Here is a 26,716-nt window from a genome sequence, read left to right as displayed (position 1 = left end):
ATGAGTGACATGATCACCGCGGACCTGGTCGACCTCGACCTGTCCGCCGACACCAAGGAAGCGGCGGCACGTGCCCTCGCCCAGCGCATGGTGGCCCTGGGCCGGGTGACCGACCTGGAGGGCTTCCTCGCCGACGTGGCCGCCCGCGAGGCGCAGATGCCGACCGGCCTGGACGGCGGCATCGGCATCCCGCACTGCCGCAGCACGCACGTCACCGAGCCGACACTCGCGTTCGGGCGCAGCGCCGCCGGCATCGACTTCGGCGCGGCGGACGGTCCTGCCGACCTCATCTTCCTCATCGCGGCCCCGGCCGGCGCCGACGACGCCCATCTGACGATCCTCTCCTCACTGGCCCGGCAGCTGATGAACGCCGAATTCACCACCGCGCTGCGGTCGGTGGCCGACGCCGGGGCGGCGGCCGCGCTGATTCGCGGGGACGAGACTCCGGAGAAGGTCAAGGCCGAGGCGGAGGCGGCAGTGGAAGCCGGCCCGGGCGCGCACGGCGCATCTGACGGCGTGAAGGACGCCGCGAGCGCCCCCGAAGGCACCGCTGCGGCGCCGGGGGCGGCCTCCGCCGGCGCCGCGGCGGGCAGTACGACCGGCGCGGCGGAGGCCGCCCGGGACGACACTTCCGGCGCGGACGAGCGGCCGTTCCGTGTCGTCGCCGTCACCTCCTGCCCGACCGGTATCGCCCACACCTACATGGCGGCCGAGTCGCTGGAGAACGCGGGCCGCGAGGCCGGCGTCGAGGTCCTCGTCGAGACACAGGGCTCGGCCGGCTTCACCCGGCTCGACCCGGCCGTGATCGCGGCGGCGGACGGCGTGATCTTCGCGCACGACGTGCCGGTCCGCGACAAGGACCGCTTCGCCGGGAAGCCCACCGTCGACGTCGGCGTGAAGGCGGGCATCAACCGTCCCACTGAACTGATAGCCGAGGTCCGCGGCAAGGCGGAGCGCGGCGAAGTGACGGCGGCGGCGTCCGGCGGCACCCCGGTCGAGCGCGCCGGCGACTCCGCCGAGGGCTACGGCACCAAGCTCCGCAAGTGGCTGATGTCCGGCGTCAGCTACATGGTCCCCTTCGTCGCGGCGGGCGGTCTGCTGATCGCCCTCGGCTTCGCGATCGGCGGCTGGCAGGTGAACAAGGCGCCGTCGGTCATGGACCACTTCGTGTGGACCCAGACGGGCAGCTGGGGCGCCCTGCTGTTCCAGATCGGCATCGTGGCCTTCAACTTCCTCATCCCGGTCCTCGCCGGCTACATCGCGTACGGCATGGCGGACCGCCCGGGTCTCGTCCCCGGCTTCGTCGGCGGCTCGATCGCCCTCACGATCAACGCGGGCTTCCTCGGCGGTCTGGCGGCCGGTCTGATCGCCGGTGGCGTGGTGATGGCGATCCAGCGGATCGACATCCCGGCGGCGTTGCGCGGCATCATGCCGGTGGTGGTGATCCCGCTGATCTCCTCGGCGATCGTCGGATTCCTGATGTTCGTCGTGATCGGCAAGCCCATCGCCTCCGCCCAGAAGGCCATGACCGACTGGCTCAACGGCCTCACGGGCGCGAACGCCATCCTGCTGGGCGCCCTGCTCGGCCTGATGATGTGCTTCGACCTCGGCGGCCCGGTCAACAAGGTCGCGTACACCTTCGCCACCGCCGGCATCGCGGTCGCGAGCCCCAGCGACTCCGCGATGAAGATCATGGCCGCGGTCATGGCGGCCGGCATGGTCCCGCCGCTGGCGATGGCCCTGGCCACGACCGTGCGCGGCAAGCTCTTCACCCAGACCGAGCGCGAGAACGGCAAGGCGGCCTGGGTGCTGGGTGCCTCCTTCATCACGGAGGGCGCCATCCCGTTCGCGGCGGCGGACCCGTTGCGCGTCATCCCGTCGGCGATGGCCGGCGGCGCGGTCACCGGCGCCCTGTCGATGGCCTTCGGCGCCACCCTGCGCGCCCCGCACGGCGGCATCTTCGTGGTCCCGCTGATCGGCAACCCGTTCCTCTACCTGCTCGCCATCGCGGCCGGCGTGGGCGTCACGACGGCACTGGTGGTCGTCCTGAAGGGCATGCGCAAGGAGAACCCGCAGGCCGCGGACGCCGGTACGACGGCGAACGCCACCTCGGCGGCCACGGAGCCGAAGCAGCCGGTCGCGGCCTAACGGCCCGCCACGGTTGTCCCTTTGGGGTGCTGTGGGTCGTTCACGGCACCTGCGAGATACGTCACGGTCCGGGGCCAAAGTCCCGGACCGTGGTGTCTACTGGGGCGTATGCCTGAGCACGTCTCGATTCTCCAGCTGGTCGGCGTCGTCGGCCTGGTCCTGGTGACCGCCGCCTGGGTGATCCTCCTGAGGCACACCCTGCGCCACTCCCGCTCCGAGGCCGCCGCACGGCGCTCCGGCCGCCCTCTGCGCCCACTGCGCGCCCTGCCGCAGCAGCGCCAGGCGGGCCCCCCGATGGAATCCGTCGAACTGACCCCGGCGGAGCAGGACGCGTTCGCGGGCCTGATACGACGACTCGACGACCGATAGCCGACAGCGGGCAGCCGACTCGTGTCAGAGTCCGGCGCCGAGCCGCGGCCCCCTCAGGACTGCCGGGCCGCCCGCCGCTCCATGGCATCCCGGGCCGCGTCCTCCGTCACGTACACCTCGCACATGTGGCGCCCGTCGGGCGTCGCCGTGTGCTCGACCTCCCAGAGGGAGAGCTCCCTGCCGTCGCGCAGCAGGAACGCGTGCTCGTAGAGCGAGAAGCGCAGCCCCACCCGGCCGGCCCGGCCCGGACGGCCGAAGGCCTGGGTGATCTGGTGCGCGAACGCCGTCGTCAGCAGGGCGACCGTCTCCGCGCCCGGCCGGTCCGCGTTCTCCGCGCGCCGCAGGAGCCGGCGCGCGTGGTCCGCCGAATCGTCCGGCACGTACACGTGCCGGGGCTCGGGGATCGCCGAGAGCTGCATCAGCACCGGCAGTTCGAAGTCCGGAGTGTCCGGCGGGAACGGCAGCCGGGCGGTGGCCGCGCGCAGTTCCTCCTCGTCGACGTACACCTCGTGCTGCGGGTCGCTGCCCGGCGCGGTGTTGTGGACGAGCTCCCACAGCGTGACCGCCGAACCGTCCGGGAGCAGCCAGGTGTGCCGGTACGTCTCCCGGTGCAGCCCCGCGCTGTGGTGCGCGGAGTGCAGCGAACTGTCGTGCGCCAGGGCGCAGTCGAGGCGCCTTATGGCCTCGTCGGGCAGCTCGAAGGAGTTCAGGGCACGGCCGAGGAGTCGCGCGAGGTGCTCCTCCGGAGACTCGGGCGACTCGGCTGGTTCGTACGCTGCCGTCTCGTACGGAACGCTCAAGGCTTCTCCCGGCGTTGCTGCATGTCACCTTGTGGGTGCATACCGTAGCCCCTCGGTCGGACATCATGTCCGGGAACCGAGAAAACGTACGCAGGGAAAACGCGCGGGCCGCGCGAAAGGTTCCCGCGCGACCCGACACGGAGTCAGAAATGGCCGGTCAGGCGGTGCTTGTGGCGACCCACTCGCTCCACGACATGTTCCAGCCGTTGAGCCCGTTGTCCGGGGAGACCGTCTTGTCGGGGGAGTGCTTCACGACCACGACGTCACCGATGAGCGAGTTGTCGTAGAACCACTTGCCGGTCGTGTCCCCCTGCGCGCCCTGCACGTCCTGGAGTCCGACGCAGCCGTGGCTCGTGCCCTGCCGGCCGAAGGGCGGGTTGCCCTTGTTGTACCAGTAGTTGCCGTGGACGAACGTGCCCGACTGTGTCAGCCGCATCGCGTGCGGCACGTCCGAGATGTCGTACTCGCCGCCGTAGCCGACCGTCGAGCCGTTCATGCGCGTCTGCGTGAACCTCTCGGAGATCACCATCTGCCCGTTGTAGGTGGTGTGCTCCGGGCTGCCCGACGAGATCGGAACGCTCTTGAGCGTCTTGCCGTCCCGCACCACCGTCATCGTCTGCGTGTTGACGTCGACCGTGGAGACCTGGGAGCGGCCGACCGTGAAGGACACGGTCTTCTTCTGCACCCCGTAGACGCCGTTCGCGCCCTCGACCCCGTCCAGGTCGATCTTCATCGTGACCTTGGAGCCGGCCTTCCAGTAGTCCTGGGGGCGGAAGTCGAGCCGCTGCGCCCCGAACCAGTGCCCGACCACCTTCTGGCCGCTGCTGGAGGTGACCGTGATGTGCGACTGCACGCCCTTCTTGTCGGTGATGACCTTGTTGAAGTTGAACGACACCGGCATGCCGACGCCGACCGTCGTGCCGTTGTCCGGCGTGTACGTCCCGATGAAGCTGTTCGCCGACGTGACGGTGGTGAAGATGGAGTTGGCCGCCGCCGTACGCCCGCCCGCGTCCTTCGCGGTCGCCGCGATCTGGTACTTCGTCCCGCGCTCCAGTTGCTCCTTCGGCTTCCAGGTGCTGCCGTCGGCGGATATCGCACCCTGCACCGCCTGCTGCGACCCCGCCATCGTCATCTTCACCTCGGTCAGCTTGCCGCCGCTGACCTTCACGCCGGTCGCGTTGATGGACGCGCTGGTCGAACCGTCCTTGGCCGAGATCACGATCTTCGCGGCGGACGTCTTGACCGAGTCCTTGCCGCCCTTGTCGTCCCCGTCCTTGGCGCTGGCGTCGCCACCACAGGCGGTGAGGGTGAGGGCGCCGACCATCAGGGCGGCACAGGCCACCAGTGCGCGCCGCGCTGCAATGTCCGGCGTTGTCACGGGCTGCTCCAGGTTCGTGTGATGTGAGTGATCCGTTCCGATGCGTGGAGAGAGAGGGAACCGGCGCGGGGCCGGGTTCCCTCCGTTCCGCAGGAACGCCATCACGTGACAGAACCGGGACAATCCACGGCCGCGCGAGATGCCGTACTACGCCCTACTCGCCCCCGTACAACTCCCCGTACGACGGCCACACTCCGCCCGGCCCGTCCACCGACTCGGCCGCGCGCACGGCGCGGGCGATCGCGCGGGTCACGAGGTCCGCGCCGGCCGCGAGGATGTCGTTGAGCGCGAGCGGCCGTTCGGCGTCCAGCGGCCGCGCCCCCGTGGCCAGCGCGAACACCGTGTCCCCGTCGTGCAGCAGATGCACCGGACGAACGGCGCGCGCGATGCCGTCGTGCGCGGTGCCGGCGACCTTCTGCGCCTGCGCCTTGGAGAGTTCCGCGTCCGTGGCGACCACGGCGAGCGTGGTGTTGAGCGGCGGAGGGGCGTTCTTCGCGGCCACCTCGGCGAGGTGACGGCGTGCGGCCTCGTGGATGTGCGCTTGCGGATACCGCGCCCGCCCCTGCCACAACTCCCCGTACAGCAGGCCCGTTTCCGGATCCGTCACGGAGCCCACGGCGTTGACGACCACCAGCGCGGCCACCGTGATCCCCGAGTCGAGGACGGTGCTCGCGCTGCCGACCCCGCCCTTCAACTGCCCCGCCACGGCGCCCGTACCGGCGCCCACGCAGCCCTCCGGCACCGGTGCGCCCGGCGCGCTCGCCGCGGCCGCCTCGACCGCCGCACGCCCCGTCGCCGCGTCCGGCCTGGCCCGGAAGTCCCCGCCCCGCCCAAGGTCGAAGACGCAGGCGGCGGGCACCACCGGCACCACATGCGCCGGGTCCGTCCCGACCGGGACGCCGCGCCCGTGCTCCTCCAGCCAGGCCATCACACCGGACGCGGCGTCGAGTCCGTAGGCGCTGCCGCCGGTCAGCACGACCGCCTCGACCTTCTGCACCAGGTTGCGCGGGTCGAGCGCGTCGGTCTCCTTGGTGCCGGGGCCGCCGCCGCGCACGTCCACGGCGGCGACGGCACCTCCCTGCGGAGCGAGGACGACCGTGGTGCCGGTGAGCCAGCCGTCGCCGGCCCGGGTCGCGTGTCCCACCCGCAGTCCGGCGACGTCCGTCAATGCGTCAACTGTCATGGCGGACAGTCTGTCCCGGACGGGGGCGCGCCAGCAGGTGTCAGGCAGCGGGCGCGGTCGCCTTCGCACGGCGCCCGCGCGCGGCCAGGCGCGCCGTCAGTGTCGTCCCGGTCACCACGGTCAGCGCCGACACGAGGCCCGCCGCGAGCACCGACCAGCGGCCGAGGAAAGTGCAGCAGATCACCAGCAGCGCCGCGCAAGGGAGCACCAGTTGCTGGGCGATGCCGATCTTGAAGTGGCGGGAGTGCAGCGCCCAGACGGTGAGCAGATAGAGGGCCGTGGGCAGGGTCACGGCCGCGGCGGCGGACAGCGTGGAGATGTGCGCCTTGCCGACCGTCTGCTCGACCGCCACCTCCAGGCCGGCTCCGATCGCGGCGGCCGACGCGAAGATCAGATAGTGGCCGTAGCCCCACAGGAACGCCTGCTTGCTGGAGCGCAGATGCCCGTGGATCGGCACCACGAAGTAGATCCACCAGGCGGCGAAGACGATCAGCAGACCGCCTGCCGCGATCGGCAGCAGCTCGCCCAGGGCGTCGTTCTCGCTCGCGGCCGACTTCACGGCGACCGTGGCCGCGGCGATCGTCTCGCCGAGCACGATGATCGTGAACAGCCCGTACCGTTCGGCGATGTGGTGCGGATGCCAGGTCGTGGGGTGGTGCTGCTCCGCGTACACGGGCACGCACAGCTCCGCGATCGCCATGACCAGGAACACCCAGACACGTGCGGGCTCCGGCAGAACCACGAGCCCGAGCCAGCCGACCTGGCACAGCAGCACCCCGCCCGCGTACCGCAGGGCCATCGTCCGCTCCGCGCCCTCGGCCGAGCGCGCGGCCCGCAGCCACTGCGCGACCATCGCCAGGCGCATGATCACGTACCCGAGCAGCACCAGCACGTAGTCGTGGCTCGCGAAGGCGGAGGAGACACCGGCGGCCAGCACCAGGACGCCGGCGATCTGCACCAGGGTGACGACCCGGTAGAGCACGTCGTCGTTGTCGTACGCCGAGGCGAACCAGGTGAAGTTCATCCAGGCCCACCAGATGGCGAAGAACACCATCGCGTAGTTCAGGATGCCGTTGCCCGCGTGCCCCTCGGCCACGGCGTGCACCAGCTGCGAGCCCGCCTGGGCCACGGCCACCACGAAGCACAGGTCGAAGAAGAGCTCCAGTGGCGAGGCGACGCGATGGGCCTCGTGGCGTCCACGCGCGGTCAGCCGGCGCAGTGGTCTGTGGGACTGTGGCGCGCCCGGGGAGACGGGCGCCGAAGCGGAACTCGACGTCATGCCTCCCAGCACAGCAGAAAATCTCACCAATATCTTCTGCAGGGACTGCCGAGCGGCGAAGGCCCGCGGTTTCCGGGGAACGGCCAGGTCCGGGGGCGTGCGCGTCCGCGTGGGCGGGGGAGAGCCGCCGCCCTGGACTCCGGCCGCCGACAGGGCCGTACCCTTGGGGCATGAGCACCGCCCCCGCACCCGAGCCGCGCGACCCGAAGGCCGCGCTGGTCTTCGACGACCCGCTGAGCCAGCAGTCCTCGGACGACACGGACCGTGGGTGGGGCGAGCGGGGCGAGCGCGACAGCGCCGCCGACCTGAAGCGCTTCCTCGACGAGAAGCCGCCCCACCACCTCTGAACCCGGTCCCACCACCTCGGAACCCGGCTCCACCACTGCTGAGCCCGGCCGTGCGGGGACTTCGCTAACGCTGGTCGTGGCCCGAGCCGCGCTGCGCGACCAGCGCGTCGCGGATCTCCTTGAGCACCTCCAGCTCGGTCACCTCGATGACCTCGTGCGTGCCCTCGCGCGCCTTCCGGCGGGCCTCCAGCCGGGGCAGGTACTTCGCCATCGGCAGGACCATCAGGAAGTAGACCACCGCCGCGGTGATCACGAAGGTGAGGGCGGCTCCCAGGACCGTGCCCCACAGGATCGGGACACCGCTCTGGATCGTCCCGTCCGGGGCCACCTTGCAGGGGTCCTCCAGACAGAAGCTGTAGCTGTCGAGGTTCTGCGTGCCGACCGCGCCGACCAGCGGGTTGATGACGCCCTTCACCACCGAGCTGACGATGTTCGTGAAGGCCGCGCCGATGACCACCGCGACGGCCAGGTCCACGACGTTGCCGCGCATCAGGAAGGCCTTGAAGCCATGCCAGACGCTCGGTTCCTTCTTCTTCTCGCTCACCTCGGGGACTCTCCTCGTGCGTTCGGGCTGTGGAACGAAACGCTCCGCAACCTACGGCACGGCTAGGCCATCCTGTCCAGTCTCTTGGCACCATCGTGCGACTTGACAGCAGATCACCGAGGAGCCGACAGACGCGGTTCAGCACAGCGTCACCGCCAGCCGGGCCGTCGCGCTCGCGCCGACCAGGCGCGCCGCGGTGGAACGCGGCACCGAGAGCACGACCAGCGCCCCGCTCTCCGCGCCGCCGTCCACGGGCTCCGGCAGCTTCGTCACCCGCGCCCCGCGCGCGATCACCCGGGCGTCGCCGCCCGTCGCCGGGTCCTCGGCGGCGATGACGTCGACCCGGTCGCCGGGACGCAGCAGCCGGACGGTGGCGGCGTCGGCGATCCGCACCGGCGCGGCCACGCTGTCGACCGCGCGCTGCCGCCGTACCGGCTCCGCCACCGGATGTCCGCGCGCCCGTTCACCGCGGGGTGGGTCCGTCGTGGCGCGCGGCCCGGCCGCCACGAGCGCGGCCGCGGTGACGGCGAGACCGGCCGCCACGGCGCGCCGGCGATGCCGGACGAGCCGCTGCAGCCGATACCGCCCGCCGCGCACGCGCACCGGCGCGAAGTGCGGGATCTCGCACGTGGCCGGGGCGTCGGTGCCCAGCGGGCGCGGCGAGGGAAGGGGCGACGGGACGGGAGGGAAGGAGGACGAGGGAGAGACGGGCACGGGGATCCACCACCTGCGACGAGGAATCGGCTTGCGAGGCCACGATGAGGCCTCGCGCCGAAACGCGTCGGAGCCGGTGGGCTACCTGCGGGTTGTGGAAAACTCGCCCACGCGAACGAGGAGTTCCGTCAGGGCAGCTCGAAGCCCGGATCCATGCCGCCGAGCGCGTTCGTGCACAGGCAGTCCCGTGCCTCGTTGTCCGGCAGCGCCGCGACGGCGTCGAACAGCACGCCCCGCAGCCGGTCCACGTTGGCGGAGAACACCCGCAGCACTTCCTCGTGCGAGACGCCCTCGCCGCTCTCCGCGCCCGCGTCGAGGTCGGTGACCAGCGTCAGCGACGCGTAGCAGAGCTCCAGCTCACGGGCGAGCGCCGCCTCGGGATGGCCGGTCATGCCCACCACCGACCAGCCCTGCGCCTGGTGCCACAGCGATTCGGCGCGGGTCGAGAAGCGCGGCCCCTCAACCACCACCAGCGTGCCGCCGTCCACGGGTTCCCAGTCCCGGCCGCGCGCCGCCTTCAGCGCGGCGGCCCGGCCGACGGGGCAGTAGGGGTCGGCCACGGAGACGTGCACCACGTTCGGGATGCGGCCGTCGGGCAGAGGCATCCCGTCGAAGTACGTCTGCGTCCGGGACTTCGTACGGTCCACCAGCTGATCCGGTACGAGCAGGGTGCCGGGGCCGTACTCGGGACGCAGTCCGCCCACCGCGCACGGGCCGAGGACCTGGCGGACGCCCAGGGAGCGCAGCGCCCAGAGGTTCGCCCGGTAGTTGATGCGGTGCGGCGGCAGGTGGTGTCCACGCCCGTGCCGGGGCAGGAAGGCGACCCGTCGGCCGGCGATCTCACCGAGGAAGAGGGAGTCGCTGGGCGGACCGTAGGGGGTGTCCACCTGGATCTCGGTCACCTCGTCGAGAAACGAGTAGAAGCCGGAGCCGCCGATTACGCCGATCTCTGCGTTCGCCATGACGAGCACATTAGCTGGCCGCGAAACCCGCAGGCGCAGGTGCCGGGGAACGCCGAAGACCCTGCCGTCACGCGACGGCAGGGTCTTCGGTGAGGAGTATCAGGCGGCGGAACTGCTCGCGGTGCCCGACGAGGACGAGGACGACGTGGAAGACGAAGAGGACGTCTTCGAGTCGGACGAGGACGAGCTCGTCGAGGTGGTGCTCGACGGCTTCGACGCGGGGCTGCTGCTCGACGAGGAGCCGCGGCTGTCGTTGCGGTAGAAGCCGGATCCCTTGAAGACAATGCCGACGGCGGAGAACACCTTCTTCAGGCGGCCACCGCAGTTGGGGCACTCGGTCAGGGCGTCGTCGGTGAACTTCTGCACCGCCTCGAGGCCCTCGCCGCACTCGGTGCACTGGTACTGGTAGGTGGGCACTGTCTTCCTCCTGGCACTCTCACTCGATGAGTGCTAACGACGATCCATAGTGACGTATTCCGGGGGATCAGTCCACCGTCACCGGCACTCGGTGACCGACGCCACGTGCCACGGTACGGGTTCGCGGCCGGGTCACCAGCCTCGAACGCAGTGCCAGGAGGGTGGCGAGGGCGAGCACGGTACCGGCCATCGGCACCAGGAATCCGGCACCGTTCCAGAACCGGTCCTCCAGCTGTCCGGCGACGGTGACGGCGGCGGCCTGGCCGAGCGCGACCGCGCCGGTCAGCCAGGTGAAGGCCTCGGTGCGGGCGCCGGCCGGGACCAGCTCCTCGACCAGCGTGTAGCCGGTGATCAGGGCGGGCGCGATGCACATGCCGACCAGAAGACCGAGGCCCGCGAGGAGGAGCACCGCGTGGGCGGTCCACAGGGCGGAGGCGGTCAGCGCGAGGGCCGTGTAGCCGAGGACGAGGCGCCGCTGCGGGGCGACCTTCCAGGCGATCGCGCCGCAGGCGATGCCCGAGAGCATGTTGCCCGCCGCGAAGGTGCCGTACAGGACGCCGTTCAGACCGGGCTCGCCGATCGACTCGGTGAACGCGGCGAGGCCGACCTGCATGCCGCCGAAGACGGAGCCGATGCCGAGGAAGGTCACGACCAGCACGCGTACGCCGGGGACGCGCAGGGCGGAGGCCTGCTTCACGCGCGCGTGCCCGTCGGCGGTCACCGGCGGCTGCGTGCTCTTCCGCGCGGCGAACAGCAGGCCGCCGACCAGCGTCAGCGCGGCTTCGGTGATCAGGCCCGCGGCCGGGTCCACGGCGGTGCACAGGGCGGTCGCGAGCAGCGGGCCGACCACGAAGGTCAACTCGTCGGTGACGGACTCGAAGGCGGCCGCGGTGGTCATCAGCGGCGAGTCCTTGAGCTTCACGCCCCAGCGGGCCCGCACCATGGGGCCGACCTGGGGGACCGAGGCGCCGGTCGGCACGGCCGCCGCGAACAGCGCCCACAGGGGCGCGTGCGCCAGGGCGAGCGCGGTCAGGGTCAGTCCGGACAGGGTGTGCAGGAGGATGCCGGGGATCAGTACCGCGCGCTGGCCGTAGCGGTCGGCGAGCCGGCCGCTGTAGGGCGCGAACAGGGCCAGGGAGACACCTGTGGCGGCCGCGGCGGCGCCGGCGGCACCGTACGAGCCGGTGGTGTGCTGCACGAGCAGCACGATGGAGATGGTGAGCATCGCGAACGGCTGGCGCGCCGCGAAACCGGGGAGCAGGAACGTCCAGGCGCCGCGGGTGCGCAGCAGCTGTCCGTATCCCGGGCGGGGGGACGGTGCCGAGTTCTTCGACGGCTCGGAGGTGACCGTGGATTCCACGGCCCGTGCCTTTCTGCCGCCTGGTAGCGCGACCCCTTTCAGGGGCGCCGAGAGCTGTCCTCTTGCGCGGAACTGCGGTAGATACCGGCGCCCACTGAGGGGGGCGTCCCGGCCGCCATACGGTCGCGCCAGCTCTGCGTCAGGCAGAGTTGGTTCGATCAGGGTGCCTTTATCGTACAGGGATCAGGGCGCGGCAGGCCTGTGAAAATGAGCACCGTGGGACCGCTGACCTGGGATTGACGGGGAGCGTGAACCGCACAAAACGCACCTTCGGCGCATGCCCACGTCACCCTCGCCGCCCGCGCCCGCCGGTCACCGCCCCGCGCCGTTCGCGCCCAGCCCCAGCCAGCCGGCCAGCTTGCCGCCCTGGGCGACCGCCCGCAGGCGTCGCTCGGCGGCGTCCCGGACGGGATCCGTGGCGACCACGAGCAGCTCGTCCCCGTGGCGCAGCACGGTCGCCGGTAGAGGAACGAACGATTCCCCCTCGCGGACGACCAGCGTCACGGCGGCTCCGGCCGGCAGCCGCAGCTCGTTGACCTCGACGCCGTGCATCCGCGAGCCCTCGGGGATCGCGACGGACAGCAGATGCCCGCGCAGCCGCTCCAGGGGCGCCGACTCGATGCCGAGGTCGGCGGCCTCCGGCCCGTCGCCGAGCTCCAGCTTGCGGGCCAGCCAGGGCAGCGTCGGCCCCTGGACGATCGTGTAGACGACGACCAGGACGAAGACGATGTTGAAGATGCGGTGGCTGGCGTCGACGCCCTTCACCATGGGGATCGTCGCCAGGATGATGGGCACGGCGCCGCGCAGCCCCGCCCAGGACATCAGCGCCTGCTCCTGCCAGCGCACGCGGAACGGCGTCAGGCAGGCCACCACGCTCAGGGGGCGCGCCACCATCGTGAGTACCAGCCCGATGACGAGCGCGGGCACGATGTCGTCGCCCAGCTCGTGCGGTGTGACCAGGACGCCGAGCAGGACGAACATGCCGATCTGGGCGATCCAGCCGAGCCCGTCGGCGAACCCGCGGGTGGCGGGCCAGTGCGGCAGCTTGGAGTTGCCCATCACCATCGAGGCGAGATACACGGCCAGGAAGCCGCTGCCGTGCGCCAGCGCGCCGCCCGCGTACGCCGTGACCGCGATCGCCATGACGGCGATCGGATAGAGACCGGAGGCGGGCAGCGCCACGTGCCGCAGGCCCCAGGAGCCGAGCCAGCCCACCGCGAGCCCGATGGCCGCGCCGATGGCCAGTTCCAGCAGTATCTCGCCGATCAGCACGTACCAGTGCGAGACCGGGCCCGCCTGGGAGAAGGCGACGACCAGGATGACCACGGGGGCGTCGTTGAAGCCGGACTCCGCCTCCAGCGTGCCCGTCACGCGCGCGGGGAGGGGAATTCTGCGCAGCACGGAGAAGACCGCCGCCGCGTCCGTCGAGGACACCACCGCGCCGATGATCAGCGCCTGTCGCCACTCCAGCCCGATCAGGTAGTGCGCGCCCGCCGCCGTGACCCCGACGCTGATCGCGACTCCGACCAGCGCCAGCGCGGAGGCCGCGGGCAGGGCCGGTTCGATCTCCTTCCACTTCGTGCCCAGACCACCTTCGGCCAGGATCACGACCAGGGCCGCGTATCCGATGACCTGGGTCAGCTCGGCGTTGTTGAAGTGGATGTTCCCGATGCCGTCCTGGCCCATGAGGACGCCGATCGCCAGGTAGACGAGCAGGCTGGGGAGCCCGCTGCGGGAGGAGATCCGCACGGCCGCGACCGCGACGAGCAGGACGAGAGAGCAGACGAGCAGGAGCTGGTTGAGGTGGTCGACAGTCAGCGGCGGTTCCCTTCACCGGCTAGCGCGCGGGGGACGCGAAAGCACACGTACACAAGACCCGAGGCTGCGGGACTCCGCACCCAAGTACTTCGTTACCTTACCTAATTCTTGACGCTTTCTTGACGCTTGCCGAGGCAAGATCGAACGTCCGTCCGCGTAGGTTCCCGACTCCGCGTCAAGCGGCACGGGGCCCTGCGCCTATGGTTGCTCCAGCACTCCAGGACCGCCTGCCGCTCGCGTTAGGACAGCAAGGACAGCGATGCCCCCCAACACCACCGCCACAACGGGTGACAAGCCCGGCAAGTCCGGCAGGAAGAAGGGGCGCAAAGCCCGACTGATCGTGCTCGTGCTGGTGCTGGCCATCATCGGGGGCGTCGCCTACGGGGCGTACTGGTCGATCAGCACCGTGCGCGCCTCCTTCCCGCAGACCACGGGCACGATCACGCTCGACGGCCTGTCGGGCCCGGTCGACGTGAAGCGGGACGGCAACGGCATCCCGCAGATCTACGCCTCGTCCGACGAGGACCTGTTCATGGCCCAGGGCTTCGTCCAGGCGCAGGACAGGTTCTACGAGATGGACGTGCGCCGCCACATGACCTCCGGGCGTCTGTCGGAGATGTTCGGCAAGGGCCAGGTCGAGAACGACCAGTTCCTGCGCACCCTGGGCTGGGACCGGATCGCCGAGCAGGAGTACGAGCACAAGCTGTCGCCGGCCACGAAGAAGTACCTCCAGGCCTACGCCAAGGGAGTCAACGCCTACCTCGACGGCAAGGACGCCAAGGACATCTCCCTGGAGTACGCGGCGCTCGGCTTCGCCAACGACTACGCGCCGGGCAAGTGGACGCCGGTCGACTCGGTCTCCTGGCTCAAGGCCATGGCGTGGGACCTGCGCGGCAACATGCAGGAGGAGATCGACCGCGCCCTGATGACCAGCCGCCTCGGCCCCCAGCAGATCGCCGACCTGTACCCGGACTACCCGTACGGCCGCAACAAGGCGATAGTCCGGGAGGGCCGGTACGACGCGGTCACCAAGACGTTCCAGCAGGGCGGAGCCGCGAGCGGCACGACGGCCACCACGGGCACGACCGGCACGACCGGCACGACGGGGTCCTCGACCTCCGCGGGCTCCTCGACGACGGGTTCGGGCGTCACGAGCCAGCTGGCGGGCCTCTACAAGGTCCTCGACGACGTTCCGGCGGCCGTCGGTGTCAACGGCCAGGGCATCGGCTCCAACTCCTGGGTCGTCGGCGGGCGGTACACCATCACCGGCAAGCCGCTGCTGGCCAACGACCCGCACCTGTCGGCGTCGCTGCCGTCCGTCTGGTACCAGATGGGCCTGCACTGCCGCACCGTCTCGGCCAAGTGCCAGTACGACGTCACCGGCTACACGTTTGCCGGCATGCCCGGTGTGATCATCGGTCACAACGCGAACATCGCCTGGGGCATGACCAACTCCGGGGTCGACGTCACCGACCTCTACCTGGAGAAGCTCAGCAGCAACGGGTACCTCTACGACGGCAAGGTCAAGCCCTTCACGAGCCGCGAGGAGACCATCAAGGTCGCCGGCGGTTCGTCCAAGAAGATCGTCGTCCGGCAGACCAAGGACGGGATGCCGCTGCTCTCCGACCGCGACGACGAGCTCGTCAAGGTCGGCAGGAAGGCCACCGTCGACTCCGCCGCCCCCGACCGCGGCGACGGCTACGGCATCGCCCTGAAGTGGACCGCGCTGCAGCCGGGCACCTCCATGGACGCCGTGTTCGCCATCGACAAGGCGGCCGACTGGAGCGCCTTCCGCTCCGCGGCGGCGCTGTTCGACGTGCCCTCGCAGAACCTGATCTACGCGGACACCGAGAACCACATCGGCTACACGCTGCCCGGAAAGATCCCCACGCGCGGGGAGGGCGACGGCTCCCTGCCGGCGCCGGGCTGGGACTCGAAGTACCGCTGGACCGGCTACATCGATCAGGACGAGCTGCCCTACGAGTACAACCCCAAGCGCGGCTACATCGTCACCGCCAACCAGGCCGTCGTCGACAAGGACAAGTACCCCTACACGCTCACCACGGACTGGGGATACGGCGCCCGCAGCCAGCGGATCACCGACCTGATCGAGTCGAAGATCAAGGGCGGCGGCAAGATCTCCACCGACGACATGCGCCAGATGCAGCTCGACAACAGCAGCGAGATCGCCAGGCTGCTGGTGCCCAAGCTGCTGAAGATCAACATCGCCGACAAGGACGTCCGCGAGGCCCAGAGCCTGCTCGAAGGCTGGGACTACACCCAGGACGCCGACTCCGCGGCCGCGGCCTACTTCAACGCCGTGTGGCGCAACATCCTCAAGCTCGCCTTCGGCAACAAGATGCCCAAGGAGCTGCGGGTCAAGGGCCAGTGCCTGTGGATGGACAAGACCGACGACACCGGGCCCGTGGACGACGACACCAAGGTCCGCGAGTGCGGCGAGCGCGACGCCGACCAGGCGCAGCCGGACGGCGGCGACCGCTGGTTCGAGGTGGTGCGGCGGCTCATGGACGACGAGAACAGCGACTGGTGGAAGGCGCCCGCCGCGGGCACCCGCCCCAAGGCCGACAACCGTGACGAGCTGTTCGGCCGTGCCATGATCGACGCCCGCTGGGAGCTGACCGCCAAGCTCGGCAAGGACATCGACACCTGGAGCTGGGGTCGCCTGCACCGCCTGTTCCTGAAGAACCAGACCCTGGGCACCGAGGGCCCCGGCTTCCTGCAGTACGTGCTCAACCGCGGCCCCTGGAGGCTCAGCGGCGGCGAGGCGACGGTCAACGCGTCCGGCTGGAACGCCGCCGGCGGCTACGGCGTCGTGTGGGTGCCGTCCATGCGGATGGTGGTCAACCTCAAGGAGCTCGACAAGTCCCGGTGGATCAACCTCACCGGTGCCTCCGGGCACGCCTACAGCGCGCACTACACCGACCAGACCGACAAGTGGGCCAAGGGCGAGCTCCTGCCGTGGTCGTACTCGTCGAAGGCGGTCGACGGGAGCACGAGCGACACGCTCGTGCTCAAGCCGTGAGCCGCTGACGAACATCCCGAAGAGGGCCCGCACGCGCGCGTGCGGGCCCTCTTCACCTGAACGGAAGGGGCGTCAGGTGCCCGCGAAGCGGCGCACGCCCGAGGGTGTCACCACCGCGTGCACGGGCTTGTCGTGCGCCTCCTCGGGGACGTGCGCGACGATCTCCGAGTCGTACAGGAGCACCACCAGTGCGGGGTGCGCGCCGGCACGCTCCAGGCGGGCCAGCACGCGGTCGTACGAACCTCCGCCGCGTCCCAGGCGCATCCCGCGCGCGTCCACCGCGAGGCCGGGCAGGAGCACGACGTCGGCGGAGGTGACGGCGTCCGGGCCGAGGCGCTCGCCGGCGGGCTCGAAGAGTGCCATCTTCCCGCCGTGTTGGACGCGCGCGAGGGACCCCTCCCCGGCGTAGGCGCCCCAGTCCAGGTCGTTGTCGGGCAGGAGCGCGGGGAGCAGGACGCGTACGCCCCGTGCGCACAGCGCGTCCAGCAACGGGAGTGTGCCGGGCTCGCTCTCGACGGAGACGTAGGCCGCCACCGTGCGGGCCCGCGCCAGTTCGGGCAGCTCCAGCGCACGCCCGGCCAGCGCGGCGGCGGCCTCGCGCACGTCATCCGCCGTCAACCTGTTCCTCACCGAGAGGAACTCTCGCCGCAACGTTCGCTTGTCAGGCTCCGCCGTACGTCCGGTGTGATCCATCAGGTCGCTCCCGTACCCTTCCGAATGCGCTCATATGAGAGCCAATTAACCGGAGCCACAGATTCCCATCAAAGGCACCGGATAAGGTTGCGGGCATGACTCAGTCGCACCCCAGGATCAGCAAGGCTGTCATTCCCGCAGCAGGCCTCGGCACCCGGTTCCTGCCGGCCACCAAAGCCACTCCCAAGGAGATGCTGCCGGTCGTGGACAAGCCGGCGATCCAGTACGTGGTCGAGGAGGCCGTGTCGGCGGGGCTCGACGACGTGCTCATGATCACCGGACGCAACAAGCGCCCTCTTGAGGACCACTTCGACCGCAACTACGAGCTCGAATCCGCCCTGGAGAAGAAGGGCGACGCCGAGCGGCTCGCCAAGGTCCAGGAGTCCAGCGACCTCGCGACCATGCACTACGTCCGTCAGGGCGACCCCAGGGGCCTCGGCCACGCGGTCCTGTGCGCCGCCCCGCACGTCGGGCACGAGCCCTTCGCGGTCCTCCTCGGCGACGACCTGATCGACCCGCGCGACCCTCTGCTCGCGCGCATGGTCGAGATCCAGGAGCGGCGCGGCGGCAGCGTGATCGCGCTCATGGAGGTCGCGGCCGAGCAGATCCACCTCTACGGCTGCGCCGCCGTCGAGGCCACCGAAGAGGGCGACGTCGTCAAGGTGACGGGCCTGGTCGAGAAGCCGGACGTGGCGGACGCCCCGTCGAACTACGCGGTCATCGGCCGCTACGTCCTCGACCCGCACGTCTTCGACATACTGCGCAAGACCGAGCCGGGCCGCGGCGGCGAGATCCAGCTGACCGACGCGCTCCAGCAGCTCGCGCAGGACGAGAAGGTCGGCGGCCCGGTGCACGGCGTCGTCTTCAAGGGCCGCCGCTATGACACCGGCGACCGCGGCGACTACCTGCGTGCCATTGTCCGACTCGCGTGCGAACGTGAAGACCTGGGCCCGGACTTCCGGACCTGGCTTCGCAGTTACGTAGCCGAGGAGATGTAGCAACGTTGAGCACCGCCGCGCCCCGCCCCGCCGGCCCGGACCACCTGTGGTCGGTGGACGAGCACCTGGAGGACATCCTCACGACCGTCCGCCCGCTCGAACCGATCGAACTGCAACTGCTCGACGCCCAGGGCTGCGTCCTGGTCGACGACGTCATGGTCCCGGTCTCGCTGCCGCCCTTCGACAACAGCTCGATGGACGGGTACGCGGTGCGGGTCGCGGACGTGGCGGGTGCGAGCGAGGAGTTCCCGGCCGCCCTTGAGGTGGTCGGCGACGTCGCGGCCGGCTCGGCCGAGGCGCTGCGCGTGGGTCCCGGCCAGGCCGCCCGGATCATGACCGGCGCCCCGCTGCCGCCCGGCGCCGAGGCCGTCGTCCCCGTCGAGTGGACCGACGGAGGCCTCGGCGAGGGCCCGGTGAGCGGGATGCGCGCCCGCAGCCTGGCGCCCGAGGGCGCGGGCGGGCAGGTGAGCGTCTACCGGCCGGCCGAGGCACGCGCGCACGTCCGCGCGACGGGCAGCGACGTGAAGGCCGGCGACCAGGCACTGGCGGCCGGTACGGTCCTCGGGCCCCCGCAGATCGCGCTGCTCGCGGCGATCGGCCGTGGCACGGTCCGGGTGCGCCCCCGCCCGCGCGTGGTCGTCATGTCCACCGGCAGCGAGCTCGTCCAGCCCGGTGAGTCGCTGAGCAGGGGCCAGATCTACGACTCCAACAGCTTCGCCCTCACCGCCGCCGCGCGGGACGCCGGTGCCATCGCCTACCGGGTGGGCGCGGTCACCGACGACGCGGAGACCCTCCGGTCCACCATCGAGGACCAGCTCATCCGCGCCGACCTGCTGGTCACCACGGGCGGGGTGAGCGTCGGCGCGTACGACGTCGTCAAGGAGGCGCTGTCGCACGTCGGCGACGAGGACGAGGCGGGCAGCGGCATCGACTTCCGCAAGCTCGCCATGCAGCCCGGCAAGCCCCAGGGCTTCGGCTCCATCGGCCCCGACCACACGCCCCTGCTCGCGCTGCCGGGCAATCCCGTCTCGTCGTACGTCTCCTTCGAGCTGTTCGTGCGCCCCGCCATCCGCACCCTGATGGGGGTGACGGACGTCCACCGGCCGACGGCCCGGGCGACCCTGACGGCGGACAAGGCGCTGAGTTCCCCGAAGGGGCGCAGGCAGTTCCTGCGCGGGGCGTACGCCGACGGCGAGGTGACGCCGGTGGGCGGTGCCGGGTCCCACCTGATCGCGGCTCTCGCGCAGGCGGACGCGCTGATCGTCGTCCCCGAGGACATGGAGTCCGTCGAGCCGGGCACCGAGGTCGAGGTGGTCCTGCTCGGCTGAGTGCGTCCCCCGACTTGGCGGTACCGTGTCGCGCACAGCAGGCCCGTGCGCCGCACCGCGACGGGCCGGGACCGGGAGCGCCTCACATCATGACCATGCCTTCCCGGGGGGAAACCCCCGGACCCTCTGCGCAGGACCGACTGACACACATCGACGAGGCGGGCGCCGCCCGCATGGTCGACGTGTCCGGCAAGGACGTGACCGCGCGCACCGCCCGCGCCAGCGGCCGCGTCCTGGTCTCGCCCCGCGTGGTCGAGCTGCTGCGCGGCGAGGGCATGCCCAAGGGAGACGCCCTGGCCACCGCGCGTATCGCGGGCATCATGGGCGCCAAGCGCACCCCGGACCTGATCCCGCTGTGCCACCCGTTGTCGGTGTCCGGTGTGAAACTGGATCTGTCGGTCGCGGACGACGCCGTCGAGATCCTGGCCACCGTTAGGACCACGGACCGCACGGGCGTCGAGATGGAGGCCCTCACGGCGGTGTCGGTAGCCGCGCTCACCGTGATCGACATGGTCAAGGCGGTCGACAAGGGAGCGGTCATCACGGACGTACGCGTGGAGGAGAAGACGGGCGGCAAGTCGGGCGACTGGAGCCGGGCGTGAACGCCGGGCCGACCGTCGGCGCGGGCGTGCCCGCGCGGTACCGCGCGCTGGTCGTGACCGCCTCCAACCGGGCCGCCGCGGGCGTCTACGCGGACAAGGGAGGCCCGATGGTCGCCGACGGCCTCAGGGGCTTCGGCTTCGCCGTGGAGGGGCCCCAGGTCGTCCCGGACGGAGACCCGGTGGAGGCCGCGCTGCGTGCCGCGGTCGAGGCCGGGTACGACGTCGTCGTCACCACCGGCGGCACCGGCGTCTCGCCCACCGACCGCACCCCCGAGGCCACCCGCCGGGTGATCGACTACGAGGTGCCGGGCATGGCCGAGGCCATCCGTGCGTTCGGACGGGAGAAGGTGCCGACCGCGGCGCTGTCCCGGGGGCTGGCCGGAGTGGCCGGCCGGACGCTGATCGTCAACCTGCCGGGGTCGAGCGGTGGTGTTCGGGACGGGCTGGCCGTCCTGGAGCCGCTGCTCGCCCACGCCGTCGACCAGATCCGGGGCGGCGACCACCCCAGGCCGGACGCTGAGTCCGCCGCGGCCGGCGACGACCACTCCAGACGCTCTGGGGGTGCGAGCTGAACAGCCCATCCTGGCCCGTCGTGCTGGCGGACGGCGACATCGTCCTCCGGCCGATAAAGCTGCGCGACCAGCGGGCCTGGCGCGAGGTCAACCGGCGCAACCGGGACTGGCTGCGTCCGTGGGAGGCGACCATTCCGCCGCCCACGCCCAGCGGGCCGATCGCGCACCGGCCGACGTACCGGCAGATGGTCCGGCACCTGCGGTCCGAGGCGCACTCGGGCCGGATGCTGCCGTTCGTCATCGAGTACCAGGGGCAACTGGTCGGGCAGTTGACGGTCGCCGGAATCACCTGGGGCTCCATGTGCTCGGGGCACATCGGCTACTGGGTGGACGAGTCGGTGGCAGGCCGCGGGGTGATGCCGACGGCCGTCGCTCTCGTGGTGGACCACTGTTTCCGCACGGTCGGTCTGCACCGCATCGAGGTCTGCATTCGCCCCGAGAACCGGCCCAGCCGCCGGGTGGTGGAGAAACTCGGATTCCGCGAGGAGGGGCTCCGGCCGCGTTATCTCCACATCGACGGCGCCTGGCGCGACCACCTCGTCTTCGCGCTCACCGCGGAAGAGGCGCCCGAGGGGTTGCTGAACCGCTGGCAGCGGGCACGATCCGGGACGACGCCGGACACCCGCAACACACCGCGGAATCCGCAGAGCACCCCGGGGAATGCCTCGTAGCCCGCGAAATTGAATGTATGTTCGAAATTGATCGCCGGATGAGCGTCTCGTGCCCATTGAATTCGCGGCTCCGGCGGCCCGCTGATCGCATCGGTCGAAAAAAAGCTGGAAATATCAGCCAGATCGTGCGACACACCGGCCGAATTGGCAGATGGCCTCACGCAAACCCCTCTACCGTGTGAGGCGTGAGCAGCAGCGGCCTCATCTACGCAGTCATTGTCGGGGCCTGGGCCGCCTACTTGGTGCCGATGTGGCTCCGTAGGCAGGACGAGCTGAATGAGGCCCGTCCGACGGAACGCTTCAGCACGGCCATCCGGCTCCTGTCCGGACGGGCGGGTATGGAGCGCCGATACGCCAAGGACCTGCGGGCGCGCTCCGGCCAAGAGGGGGAGCCCGACGCCGACCCGGACGCCGTCACCGATTCGGTGGACGTCCGGGCCTTCGCCGTGCCTCCGACGCGCCGTCAGGTGCGGGCGGACGCCGAGCCCAAGGCCCCGGTAACCGAGCCCAAGTCCCCCTCCGCGCCGACGCCTTCGGCCTCGACCCCGGTATCGCCCTCCTTGCCCTCGCCCTCGCCCGCGCAGAAGCGGGTGCCGACGGCCCGGCGCGCGCCCTCGCCGCAGGCGGCAGCGGCGCGTGCCCAGCGGACGAAGGTGCTCGCGCGCCGTCGGCGCACCACGGTGATGCTCTTCATCGTCTTCACGCTCGCGGCCGTCGTCGCGGCCGTCGGCGGGCTCGCCTTCCTGTGGGCGCCTGCCGTGCCCGCCGTCCTCCTGAGCGGGTACATCGCCTACCTGCGCTCCCAGGAACGCCGGCGCTTCGCCTTCCAGATGGACCGGCGCCGGGCCGAGGTCGCGGCGCAGCGGCTGCGGGAGCGTCAGCCACGCCGCCGCGCGCCGCTGGACGAGGGCGCGGCCGCCGACGAACCGGACGAGGGACCAGAGATCGACGCCGACACCGACACCGAACTGTCCGCCCTCGCCGCCGACCGGCGCGCCCTCGTCGAGCAGACCGACCACGCGGAGTGGGTCGACCAGCAGCGCGAGCGGCAGCGGCGGCCCGGGCAGGGGGACAGCTGGGACCCGGTGCCGGTGCCCCTGCCGACGTACGTGACCGCGCCGGTCGCGCCGCGCGCCACCTCGGACGTGGACCTCGGGGCGCCCGACGCGTGGAGCTCGGCGCGGTCCAGTGCCGTCACGCCGGAACACGCGGAGCAGCCGGAGCAGCCGGGGCAGGCCGAGCAGGCGGCGAAGCCGGGCACGCGGGAGGCCGAGGAGCAGGAGCCGGCACCCGCGGCCGAGGACAAGCCGGCGGGCGGCCGCAGCGACGCACGCCGCGCCGCTTCCGCACGCCGCGCACGGGAGCGCGGGCGCACGCCGCTCTTCGACCAGTACGAGGACGGCGACCGGCCGCGCGCGGCCAACGAGTGACGTCCCCGGCGCCGGCCGGGGACGGACCCCGCCCCTGACCAGTCCGGGAACGGATTTCCAAGCACCCCGACGGGGATGCTAAAGTTTCACTCGTTGCAAGGGCCTGTGGCGCAGTCCGGTAGCGCACCTCGTTCGCATCGAGGGGGCCAGGGGTTCAAATCCCCTCAGGTCCACGCAGCATGAAGCCCCTGTCGGCAGTAGCCGACAGGGGCTTCATCGTGTGTACGCCGAGGCACAGCCGGCCCAAGTGGGCCGCCCGTGATCCGGGTTACAGGGGCTTGGCGTAGCAGCGGCTCGACTCGTACTCGCGGTAGTAGCCGAACTTGACGCACGGCTCGTAGCCGCTGGAGGTGTACAGGGCGATGGCCTCCGGCTGCTTGGTGCCCGTCTCCAGGACCATGCGGACACGGCCGGCCGCGCGGGCGTCGTCCTCCAGGGCCGCCAGCATGCGGCGAGCCAGGCCGCGGCCGCGCATCGCGTCGATCACGAACATGCGCTTGAGCTCCGCGTCGCCGTCCTCGTGCCCCTCGCCGTTCGCTTCCTGGCTGCGCCAGCCGCCGGTGGCCACGGCGCGGCCGTCCTCGTCGTAGGCGATCAGGTACGCGCCCTTCGGCGGCTCGAAGTGCGCCGCGTCCAGGGTCGTGGCGTCGCCGCCGTCGCCGTAGCGCACGTGGTACTCGGCCTGGACCTCGTCGTTGAGCCGGACGGCGTCGGGGTGGTCGAACGGGACGCGCTGTATGTTCATGCTGGTCATCGTACTTCTATGCAGAGGGGTGGACGGTGCCTCGTCCAGTGTGCCGGTATCGTGCCCTGGTGCTGACTGTGACCTCTGTGAATGTGAACGGATTGCGGGCCGCCGCGAAGAAGGGCTTCGTGGAGTGGCTCGCCGAGACCTCCGCGGACGTGGTCTGCCTGCAAGAGGTGCGCGCGGAGCCGCAGCAGCTGCCCGAGGGCGTGCGGCAGCCCGACGGCTGGCACGTGGTGCACGCCCCGGCCGCCGCCAAGGGCCGCGCGGGCGTCTCCCTCTACACGCGGCGCGAGCCCGACCGCGTCCAGGTGGGCTTCGGGTCGGCCGAGTTCGACGGGAGCGGCCGGTACGTCGAGGCCGATCTGCCCGGGGTCACCGTCGCCTCCCTCTACCTCCCCGCCGGCGAGGTCGGTACCGAGCGGCAGGACGAGAAGGTCCGCTTCATGGACGAGTTCCTCGCCCATCTGAAGGCGCTGCGCGCGCGAGCCGCCGCCGACGGGCGCGAGGTCCTCGTGGTCGGCGACTGGAACATCGCCCACCAGCAGGCCGACCTCAAGAACTGGCGCGGCAACACCAAGAACTCCGGCTTCCTGCCGGAGGAACGGGCATGGCTCGGCAGCGTCCTTGATCCGGCCGACGGCGGGTACGTCGACGTCGTGCGCGCCCTGCACCCGGATGTCGAGGGGCCGTACACGTGGTGGTCGTACCGGGGGCGGGCTTTCGACAACGATTCAGGGTGGAGGATCGACCTGGCCGTGGCGACCCCTGGGCTCGCGGCACGGGCCGTCAAGGCAGTGGTGGAGCGGGCAGCCAGTCACGAGGAGCGGTGGTCGGACCACGCTCCTGTGACCGTGACCTTCGAGATGTGACGGACTCAGCGCTTGTGCCTTGTGCCGACGCATTCACCGAGCGTGAAAGTCAAGCACTCTCGAAGTCCGAAACCATTTCCGTCTGAGGTTGTGCGGAAATTGCCCCGATGGGATGAACCTGCCTGATCCTCAGGCGCGTTTGCGCAGCCGTCGGTCCAGGGCCAGGGACAGCTCCGCCGCCACCACGCCGGCCGCCAGCGGGCGCAGGCGCTGCAGGTCTTCCTCCGGGCCGTGGCGCAGGACGAGTTCGGTGAAGAGTTCGGCCAGGGCGTCCGCGTGCTCGCGCACCCGGCCGGCCGCCGCCAGGACCTCCGCGAGCGGGATGCCCTCGCGGACCAGCGTGGAGGACACGTCCAGCAGGCGGCGGCTGATGTGGACGATCTCGTCGCCGTCCGTGCCCAGGTAGCCGAGTTCCATGGCCGCGCCGAGGTTCTCCGGGGTGACCTCGCCCTCGAAGCGGGCGGCGAGTTCCTCGGGGGTCAGCCGGACCGGCTCCTCCTCGGTGGGGGCGCCGACGCCGAGCAGGTCGGCGACGTCCCGGCCCTGGTCGAGGGCCTCCGCGAGCTCCGCGATGCCGCTGAGGGTGTGGCCGCGCTCCAGCAGTGCCGAGATCGTGCGCAGCCGGGCCAGATGGTGGTCGTCGTACCAGGCGATACGGCCCTCGCGGCGCGGCGGCGGGATCAGCTTGCGCTCGCGGTAGAAGCGCAGGGTGCGCACCGTGATGCCGGCCAGTCGCGCCAGCTCCTCCATCCGGTACTCGCGCTGCTCACCGGGTCGTTCTCCGTCTTCAGCCACGCCAGCAGCCTATGTTGTACCGCCGGTAACTTTCCTTTCCCCAACCCCTACCCATCGGTACGGAGCTGCTCTACCCTCCCATTGCGCCAGTGTTCACTGGCGTGGTTCAACGAGTCCTATGCGACGCCTGGAGGCTTCGGGATGGCCGAGCACGAGCATGTACGGGTGGCGGTGATCGGATCCGGGTTCGGCGGGCTGGGGGCGGCCGTCCGGTTGCGCCGCGAGGGGATCACCGACTTCGTCGTCCTGGAGCGGGCGGACAGCGTCGGCGGCACCTGGCGGGACAACAGCTACCCCGGGTGCGCCTGCGACGTACCTTCCCACCTGTACTCCTTCTCCTTCGCGCCCAACCCCGACTGGCCGCGCACCTTTTCCGGGCAGGAGCACATCCGCGCCTACCTGGAGCACGTCGCCGACGTCTTCCACCTCCGGCCGCACATCCGGTTCGGCGCCGAGGTGAAGCGGATGACCTGGGACCCGGAGCGGCTGCGCTGGGACATCGAGACGGCGAGCGGGGCGCTCAGTGCCGACGTCGTCGTCTCCGCCACCGGGCCGCTGTCCGACCCGAAGACGCCGGACGTCCCGGGCCTGGACTCCTTCCCCGGGAAGGTCTTCCACTCGGCCCGCTGGGACCACGACTACGACCTGCGCGGCAAGCGCGTCGCGATGGTCGGCACCGGCGCGTCCGCCATCCAGATCGTGCCCTCCATCCAGCCCGAGGTCGCGAAGCTCACCCTCTTCCAGCGCACCCCGCCCTGGGTGATGCCCCGCATCGACCGGGCCATCAGCGGCGCCGAGCGCCTGCTGCACCGCTCCCTGCCGTTCACCGCGCAACTGCGGCGCGGACTGCTGTGGGGCATCCGGGAGTTGCAGGTCCAGGCCTTCACCAAGCACCCCGACGAGCTCGGCTTCGTCGAGCAGTTGGCCCGGCGCAACATGGCCCGCGCCATCAAGGACCCGGCGCTGCGCGCCAAGCTCACCCCCGGCTACCGCATCGGCTGCAAGCGGATCCTGCTGTCCAGCGCGTACTACCCGGCCCTGGCCAAGGCCAATGTGGACGTGGTCGCCGGCGGGCTCGACGAGATCCGCGGCTCGACGCTCGTCGCCGCCGACGGCAGCGAGGCCGAGGTCGACGCGATCATCTTCGGTACGGGCTTCCACGTCACCGACATGCCGATCGCCGAGCGGGTGGTCGGGGCGCGGGGCACGACCTTGGCCGAGGAGTGGAAGGGCGGGATGCAGGCCCTGCGCGGGGCCTCGGCCGCCGGGTTCCCCAACTGGATGACGATCATCGGGCCCAACACCGGCCTCGGGAACTCCTCCATGATCCTGATGATCGAGTCCCAGCTGAACTACATGGCCGACTTCGTCCGGCAGCTCGGTGTGCTCGGCGGCCGCATCGCCCTGGACGCCCGCCCGGGTGCCGTCCAGGCGTGGAACGACACGGTGCAGGAGCGCATGCGGCGCACGGTGTGGTCCACCGGCGGCTGCACCAGCTGGTATCTGGACGCGAGCGGCCGCAACACCACCATCTGGCCCGGCACGACCTCCGAGTTCCGGCGGGCCACGCGACGGGTGGACCTAGCGGAGTACGAGGTGCTCCGCCCGCAGGCGAACAAGACGTCCGAGAGCGACACCCTCGGCGAGG

Annotated in this window: 25 protein-coding genes and 1 tRNA gene; 13 read left to right on the top strand and 13 right to left on the bottom strand. The window is 71.1% G+C overall.

Annotated features, from left to right (window positions below; translation table 11 throughout):
- The coding region (locus IPZ69_RS39130) for a PTS fructose transporter subunit IIABC (protein WP_235459493.1) at positions 1 to 2,148 on the top strand (2,148 nt) is incomplete at its 5' end.
- Between the two features lie 108 nt (positions 2,149 to 2,256).
- Positions 2,257 to 2,517, top strand: coding sequence for a hypothetical protein (locus IPZ69_RS39125; protein WP_235459492.1), 261 nt, complete (start codon positions 2,257 to 2,259; stop codon positions 2,515 to 2,517).
- Positions 2,518 to 2,570: 53 nt separating this feature from the next.
- On the opposite strand, the gene IPZ69_RS39120 is transcribed toward IPZ69_RS39125, so the two are convergent.
- The 4 genes from IPZ69_RS39120 to IPZ69_RS39105 form a co-directional block, all read right to left on the bottom strand.
- Complete coding sequence (locus tag IPZ69_RS39120; protein WP_235459491.1) at positions 2,571 to 3,317, bottom strand: DUF6227 family protein; 747 nt, start codon at positions 3,315 to 3,317, stop codon at positions 2,571 to 2,573.
- A gap of 157 nt (positions 3,318 to 3,474) precedes the next feature.
- Complete coding sequence (locus IPZ69_RS39115) at positions 3,475 to 4,695, bottom strand: L,D-transpeptidase (protein ID WP_235459490.1); 1,221 nt, start codon at positions 4,693 to 4,695, stop codon at positions 3,475 to 3,477.
- 154 nt (positions 4,696 to 4,849) lie between these two features.
- The gene (locus tag IPZ69_RS39110; protein WP_235459489.1) at positions 4,850 to 5,878 is read right to left on the bottom strand and encodes a P1 family peptidase; all 1,029 of its coding nucleotides are present in this window, start codon (positions 5,876 to 5,878) and stop codon (positions 4,850 to 4,852) included.
- 40 nt (positions 5,879 to 5,918) lie between these two features.
- Positions 5,919 to 7,157, bottom strand: coding sequence for a low temperature requirement protein A (locus IPZ69_RS39105; protein WP_235459488.1), 1,239 nt, complete (start codon positions 7,155 to 7,157; stop codon positions 5,919 to 5,921).
- 170 nt (positions 7,158 to 7,327) lie between these two features.
- Between IPZ69_RS39105 and IPZ69_RS39100 the strand changes: the two genes are divergently transcribed.
- On the top strand, positions 7,328 to 7,504 hold the full coding sequence (locus tag IPZ69_RS39100) for a hypothetical protein (protein ID WP_235459487.1): 177 nt from the start codon (positions 7,328 to 7,330) through the stop codon (positions 7,502 to 7,504).
- Positions 7,505 to 7,568: 64 nt separating this feature from the next.
- On the opposite strand, the gene mscL is transcribed toward IPZ69_RS39100, so the two are convergent.
- The 6 genes from mscL to IPZ69_RS39070 form a co-directional block, all read right to left on the bottom strand.
- Positions 7,569 to 8,048: a large conductance mechanosensitive channel protein MscL gene (gene mscL, locus IPZ69_RS39095; protein ID WP_235459486.1), complete on the bottom strand. Its 480-nt coding sequence runs from the start codon at positions 8,046 to 8,048 to the stop codon at positions 7,569 to 7,571.
- 138 nt (positions 8,049 to 8,186) lie between these two features.
- Positions 8,187 to 8,762, bottom strand: coding sequence for a hypothetical protein (locus tag IPZ69_RS39090; RefSeq protein ID WP_235459485.1), 576 nt, complete (start codon positions 8,760 to 8,762; stop codon positions 8,187 to 8,189).
- Between the two features lie 128 nt (positions 8,763 to 8,890).
- Positions 8,891 to 9,724 (bottom strand): S-methyl-5'-thioadenosine phosphorylase, encoded by an 834-nt coding sequence (locus IPZ69_RS39085; protein ID WP_235459484.1) that lies wholly within the window; start codon positions 9,722 to 9,724, stop codon positions 8,891 to 8,893.
- 99 nt (positions 9,725 to 9,823) lie between these two features.
- Entirely contained in the window at positions 9,824 to 10,141 is a 318-nt protein-coding gene (locus tag IPZ69_RS47580; RefSeq protein WP_235459483.1) for an FmdB family zinc ribbon protein, read from the bottom strand.
- Between the two features lie 67 nt (positions 10,142 to 10,208).
- Positions 10,209 to 11,501: an MFS transporter gene (locus IPZ69_RS39075; protein WP_235459482.1), complete on the bottom strand. Its 1,293-nt coding sequence runs from the start codon at positions 11,499 to 11,501 to the stop codon at positions 10,209 to 10,211.
- 312 nt (positions 11,502 to 11,813) lie between these two features.
- Entirely contained in the window at positions 11,814 to 13,319 is a 1,506-nt protein-coding gene (locus IPZ69_RS39070) for a potassium/proton antiporter (protein WP_235459495.1), read from the bottom strand.
- 259 nt (positions 13,320 to 13,578) lie between these two features.
- Here IPZ69_RS39070 and IPZ69_RS39065 point away from each other — a divergent pair, with 259 nt between their 5' ends.
- Positions 13,579 to 16,362 (top strand): penicillin acylase family protein, encoded by a 2,784-nt coding sequence (locus tag IPZ69_RS39065; RefSeq protein ID WP_235459481.1) that lies wholly within the window; start codon positions 13,579 to 13,581, stop codon positions 16,360 to 16,362.
- A 72-nt stretch (positions 16,363 to 16,434) separates the two neighbouring features.
- Here the strand turns inward: IPZ69_RS39065 and IPZ69_RS39060 are convergent, their stop codons facing one another.
- A complete protein-coding gene (locus tag IPZ69_RS39060; RefSeq protein WP_235459480.1) occupies positions 16,435 to 17,055 on the bottom strand; it encodes a 5-formyltetrahydrofolate cyclo-ligase in 621 nt (206 codons plus the stop codon).
- Between the two features lie 95 nt (positions 17,056 to 17,150).
- Here IPZ69_RS39060 and galU point away from each other — a divergent pair, with 95 nt between their 5' ends.
- From galU to IPZ69_RS39025, 7 genes are all read left to right on the top strand, one after another.
- A complete protein-coding gene (galU, locus tag IPZ69_RS39055; RefSeq protein WP_235459479.1) occupies positions 17,151 to 18,053 on the top strand; it encodes a UTP--glucose-1-phosphate uridylyltransferase GalU in 903 nt (300 codons plus the stop codon).
- Positions 18,054 to 18,058: 5 nt separating this feature from the next.
- Entirely contained in the window at positions 18,059 to 19,381 is a 1,323-nt protein-coding gene (glp, locus tag IPZ69_RS39050; protein WP_235459478.1) for a molybdotransferase-like divisome protein Glp, read from the top strand.
- A gap of 89 nt (positions 19,382 to 19,470) precedes the next feature.
- Entirely contained in the window at positions 19,471 to 19,983 is a 513-nt protein-coding gene (moaC, locus tag IPZ69_RS39045) for a cyclic pyranopterin monophosphate synthase MoaC (protein ID WP_235459477.1), read from the top strand.
- Positions 19,980 to 20,555 (top strand): MogA/MoaB family molybdenum cofactor biosynthesis protein, encoded by a 576-nt coding sequence (locus IPZ69_RS39040; protein WP_235459476.1) that lies wholly within the window; start codon positions 19,980 to 19,982, stop codon positions 20,553 to 20,555. The genes moaC and IPZ69_RS39040 overlap by 4 nt, the downstream gene beginning before the upstream one ends.
- A gap of 20 nt (positions 20,556 to 20,575) precedes the next feature.
- The gene (locus tag IPZ69_RS39035) at positions 20,576 to 21,226 is read left to right on the top strand and encodes a GNAT family N-acetyltransferase (protein WP_235459475.1); all 651 of its coding nucleotides are present in this window, start codon (positions 20,576 to 20,578) and stop codon (positions 21,224 to 21,226) included.
- A 185-nt stretch (positions 21,227 to 21,411) separates the two neighbouring features.
- Complete coding sequence (sepX, locus tag IPZ69_RS39030) at positions 21,412 to 22,656, top strand: divisome protein SepX/GlpR (RefSeq protein ID WP_235459474.1); 1,245 nt, start codon at positions 21,412 to 21,414, stop codon at positions 22,654 to 22,656.
- A 99-nt stretch (positions 22,657 to 22,755) separates the two neighbouring features.
- Positions 22,756 to 22,829: transfer RNA gene (locus IPZ69_RS39025), tRNA-Ala, on the top strand.
- Positions 22,830 to 22,924: 95 nt separating this feature from the next.
- Here the strand turns inward: IPZ69_RS39025 and IPZ69_RS39020 are convergent.
- The gene (locus IPZ69_RS39020; protein ID WP_235459473.1) at positions 22,925 to 23,401 is read right to left on the bottom strand and encodes a GNAT family N-acetyltransferase; all 477 of its coding nucleotides are present in this window, start codon (positions 23,399 to 23,401) and stop codon (positions 22,925 to 22,927) included.
- Positions 23,402 to 23,469: 68 nt separating this feature from the next.
- On the opposite strand from IPZ69_RS39020, the gene IPZ69_RS39015 reads away from it, so the two are divergent.
- The gene (locus IPZ69_RS39015; protein ID WP_235459472.1) at positions 23,470 to 24,273 is read left to right on the top strand and encodes an exodeoxyribonuclease III; all 804 of its coding nucleotides are present in this window, start codon (positions 23,470 to 23,472) and stop codon (positions 24,271 to 24,273) included.
- A 129-nt stretch (positions 24,274 to 24,402) separates the two neighbouring features.
- Here the strand turns inward: IPZ69_RS39015 and IPZ69_RS39010 are convergent, their stop codons facing one another.
- Positions 24,403 to 25,023 carry a MerR family transcriptional regulator gene (locus IPZ69_RS39010; RefSeq protein ID WP_235459494.1) on the bottom strand — a complete coding sequence of 207 codons (621 nt, stop codon included), beginning with the start codon at positions 25,021 to 25,023 and terminating at the stop codon, positions 24,403 to 24,405.
- 186 nt (positions 25,024 to 25,209) lie between these two features.
- Between IPZ69_RS39010 and IPZ69_RS39005 the strand changes: the two genes are divergently transcribed.
- On the top strand, positions 25,210 to 26,716 hold a 1,507-nt coding region (locus IPZ69_RS39005), incomplete at its 3' end, for a flavin-containing monooxygenase (RefSeq protein ID WP_235459471.1).

Source organism: Streptomyces olivochromogenes (assembly GCF_021538895.1).
In the GTDB taxonomy this organism is placed as follows: Bacteria; Actinomycetota; Actinomycetes; order Streptomycetales; family Streptomycetaceae; genus Streptomyces; species Streptomyces olivochromogenes_A.
The sequence above is the reverse complement of the archived record's forward strand: the minus strand, read 5'-3'. Positions and strand labels throughout refer to the sequence as shown.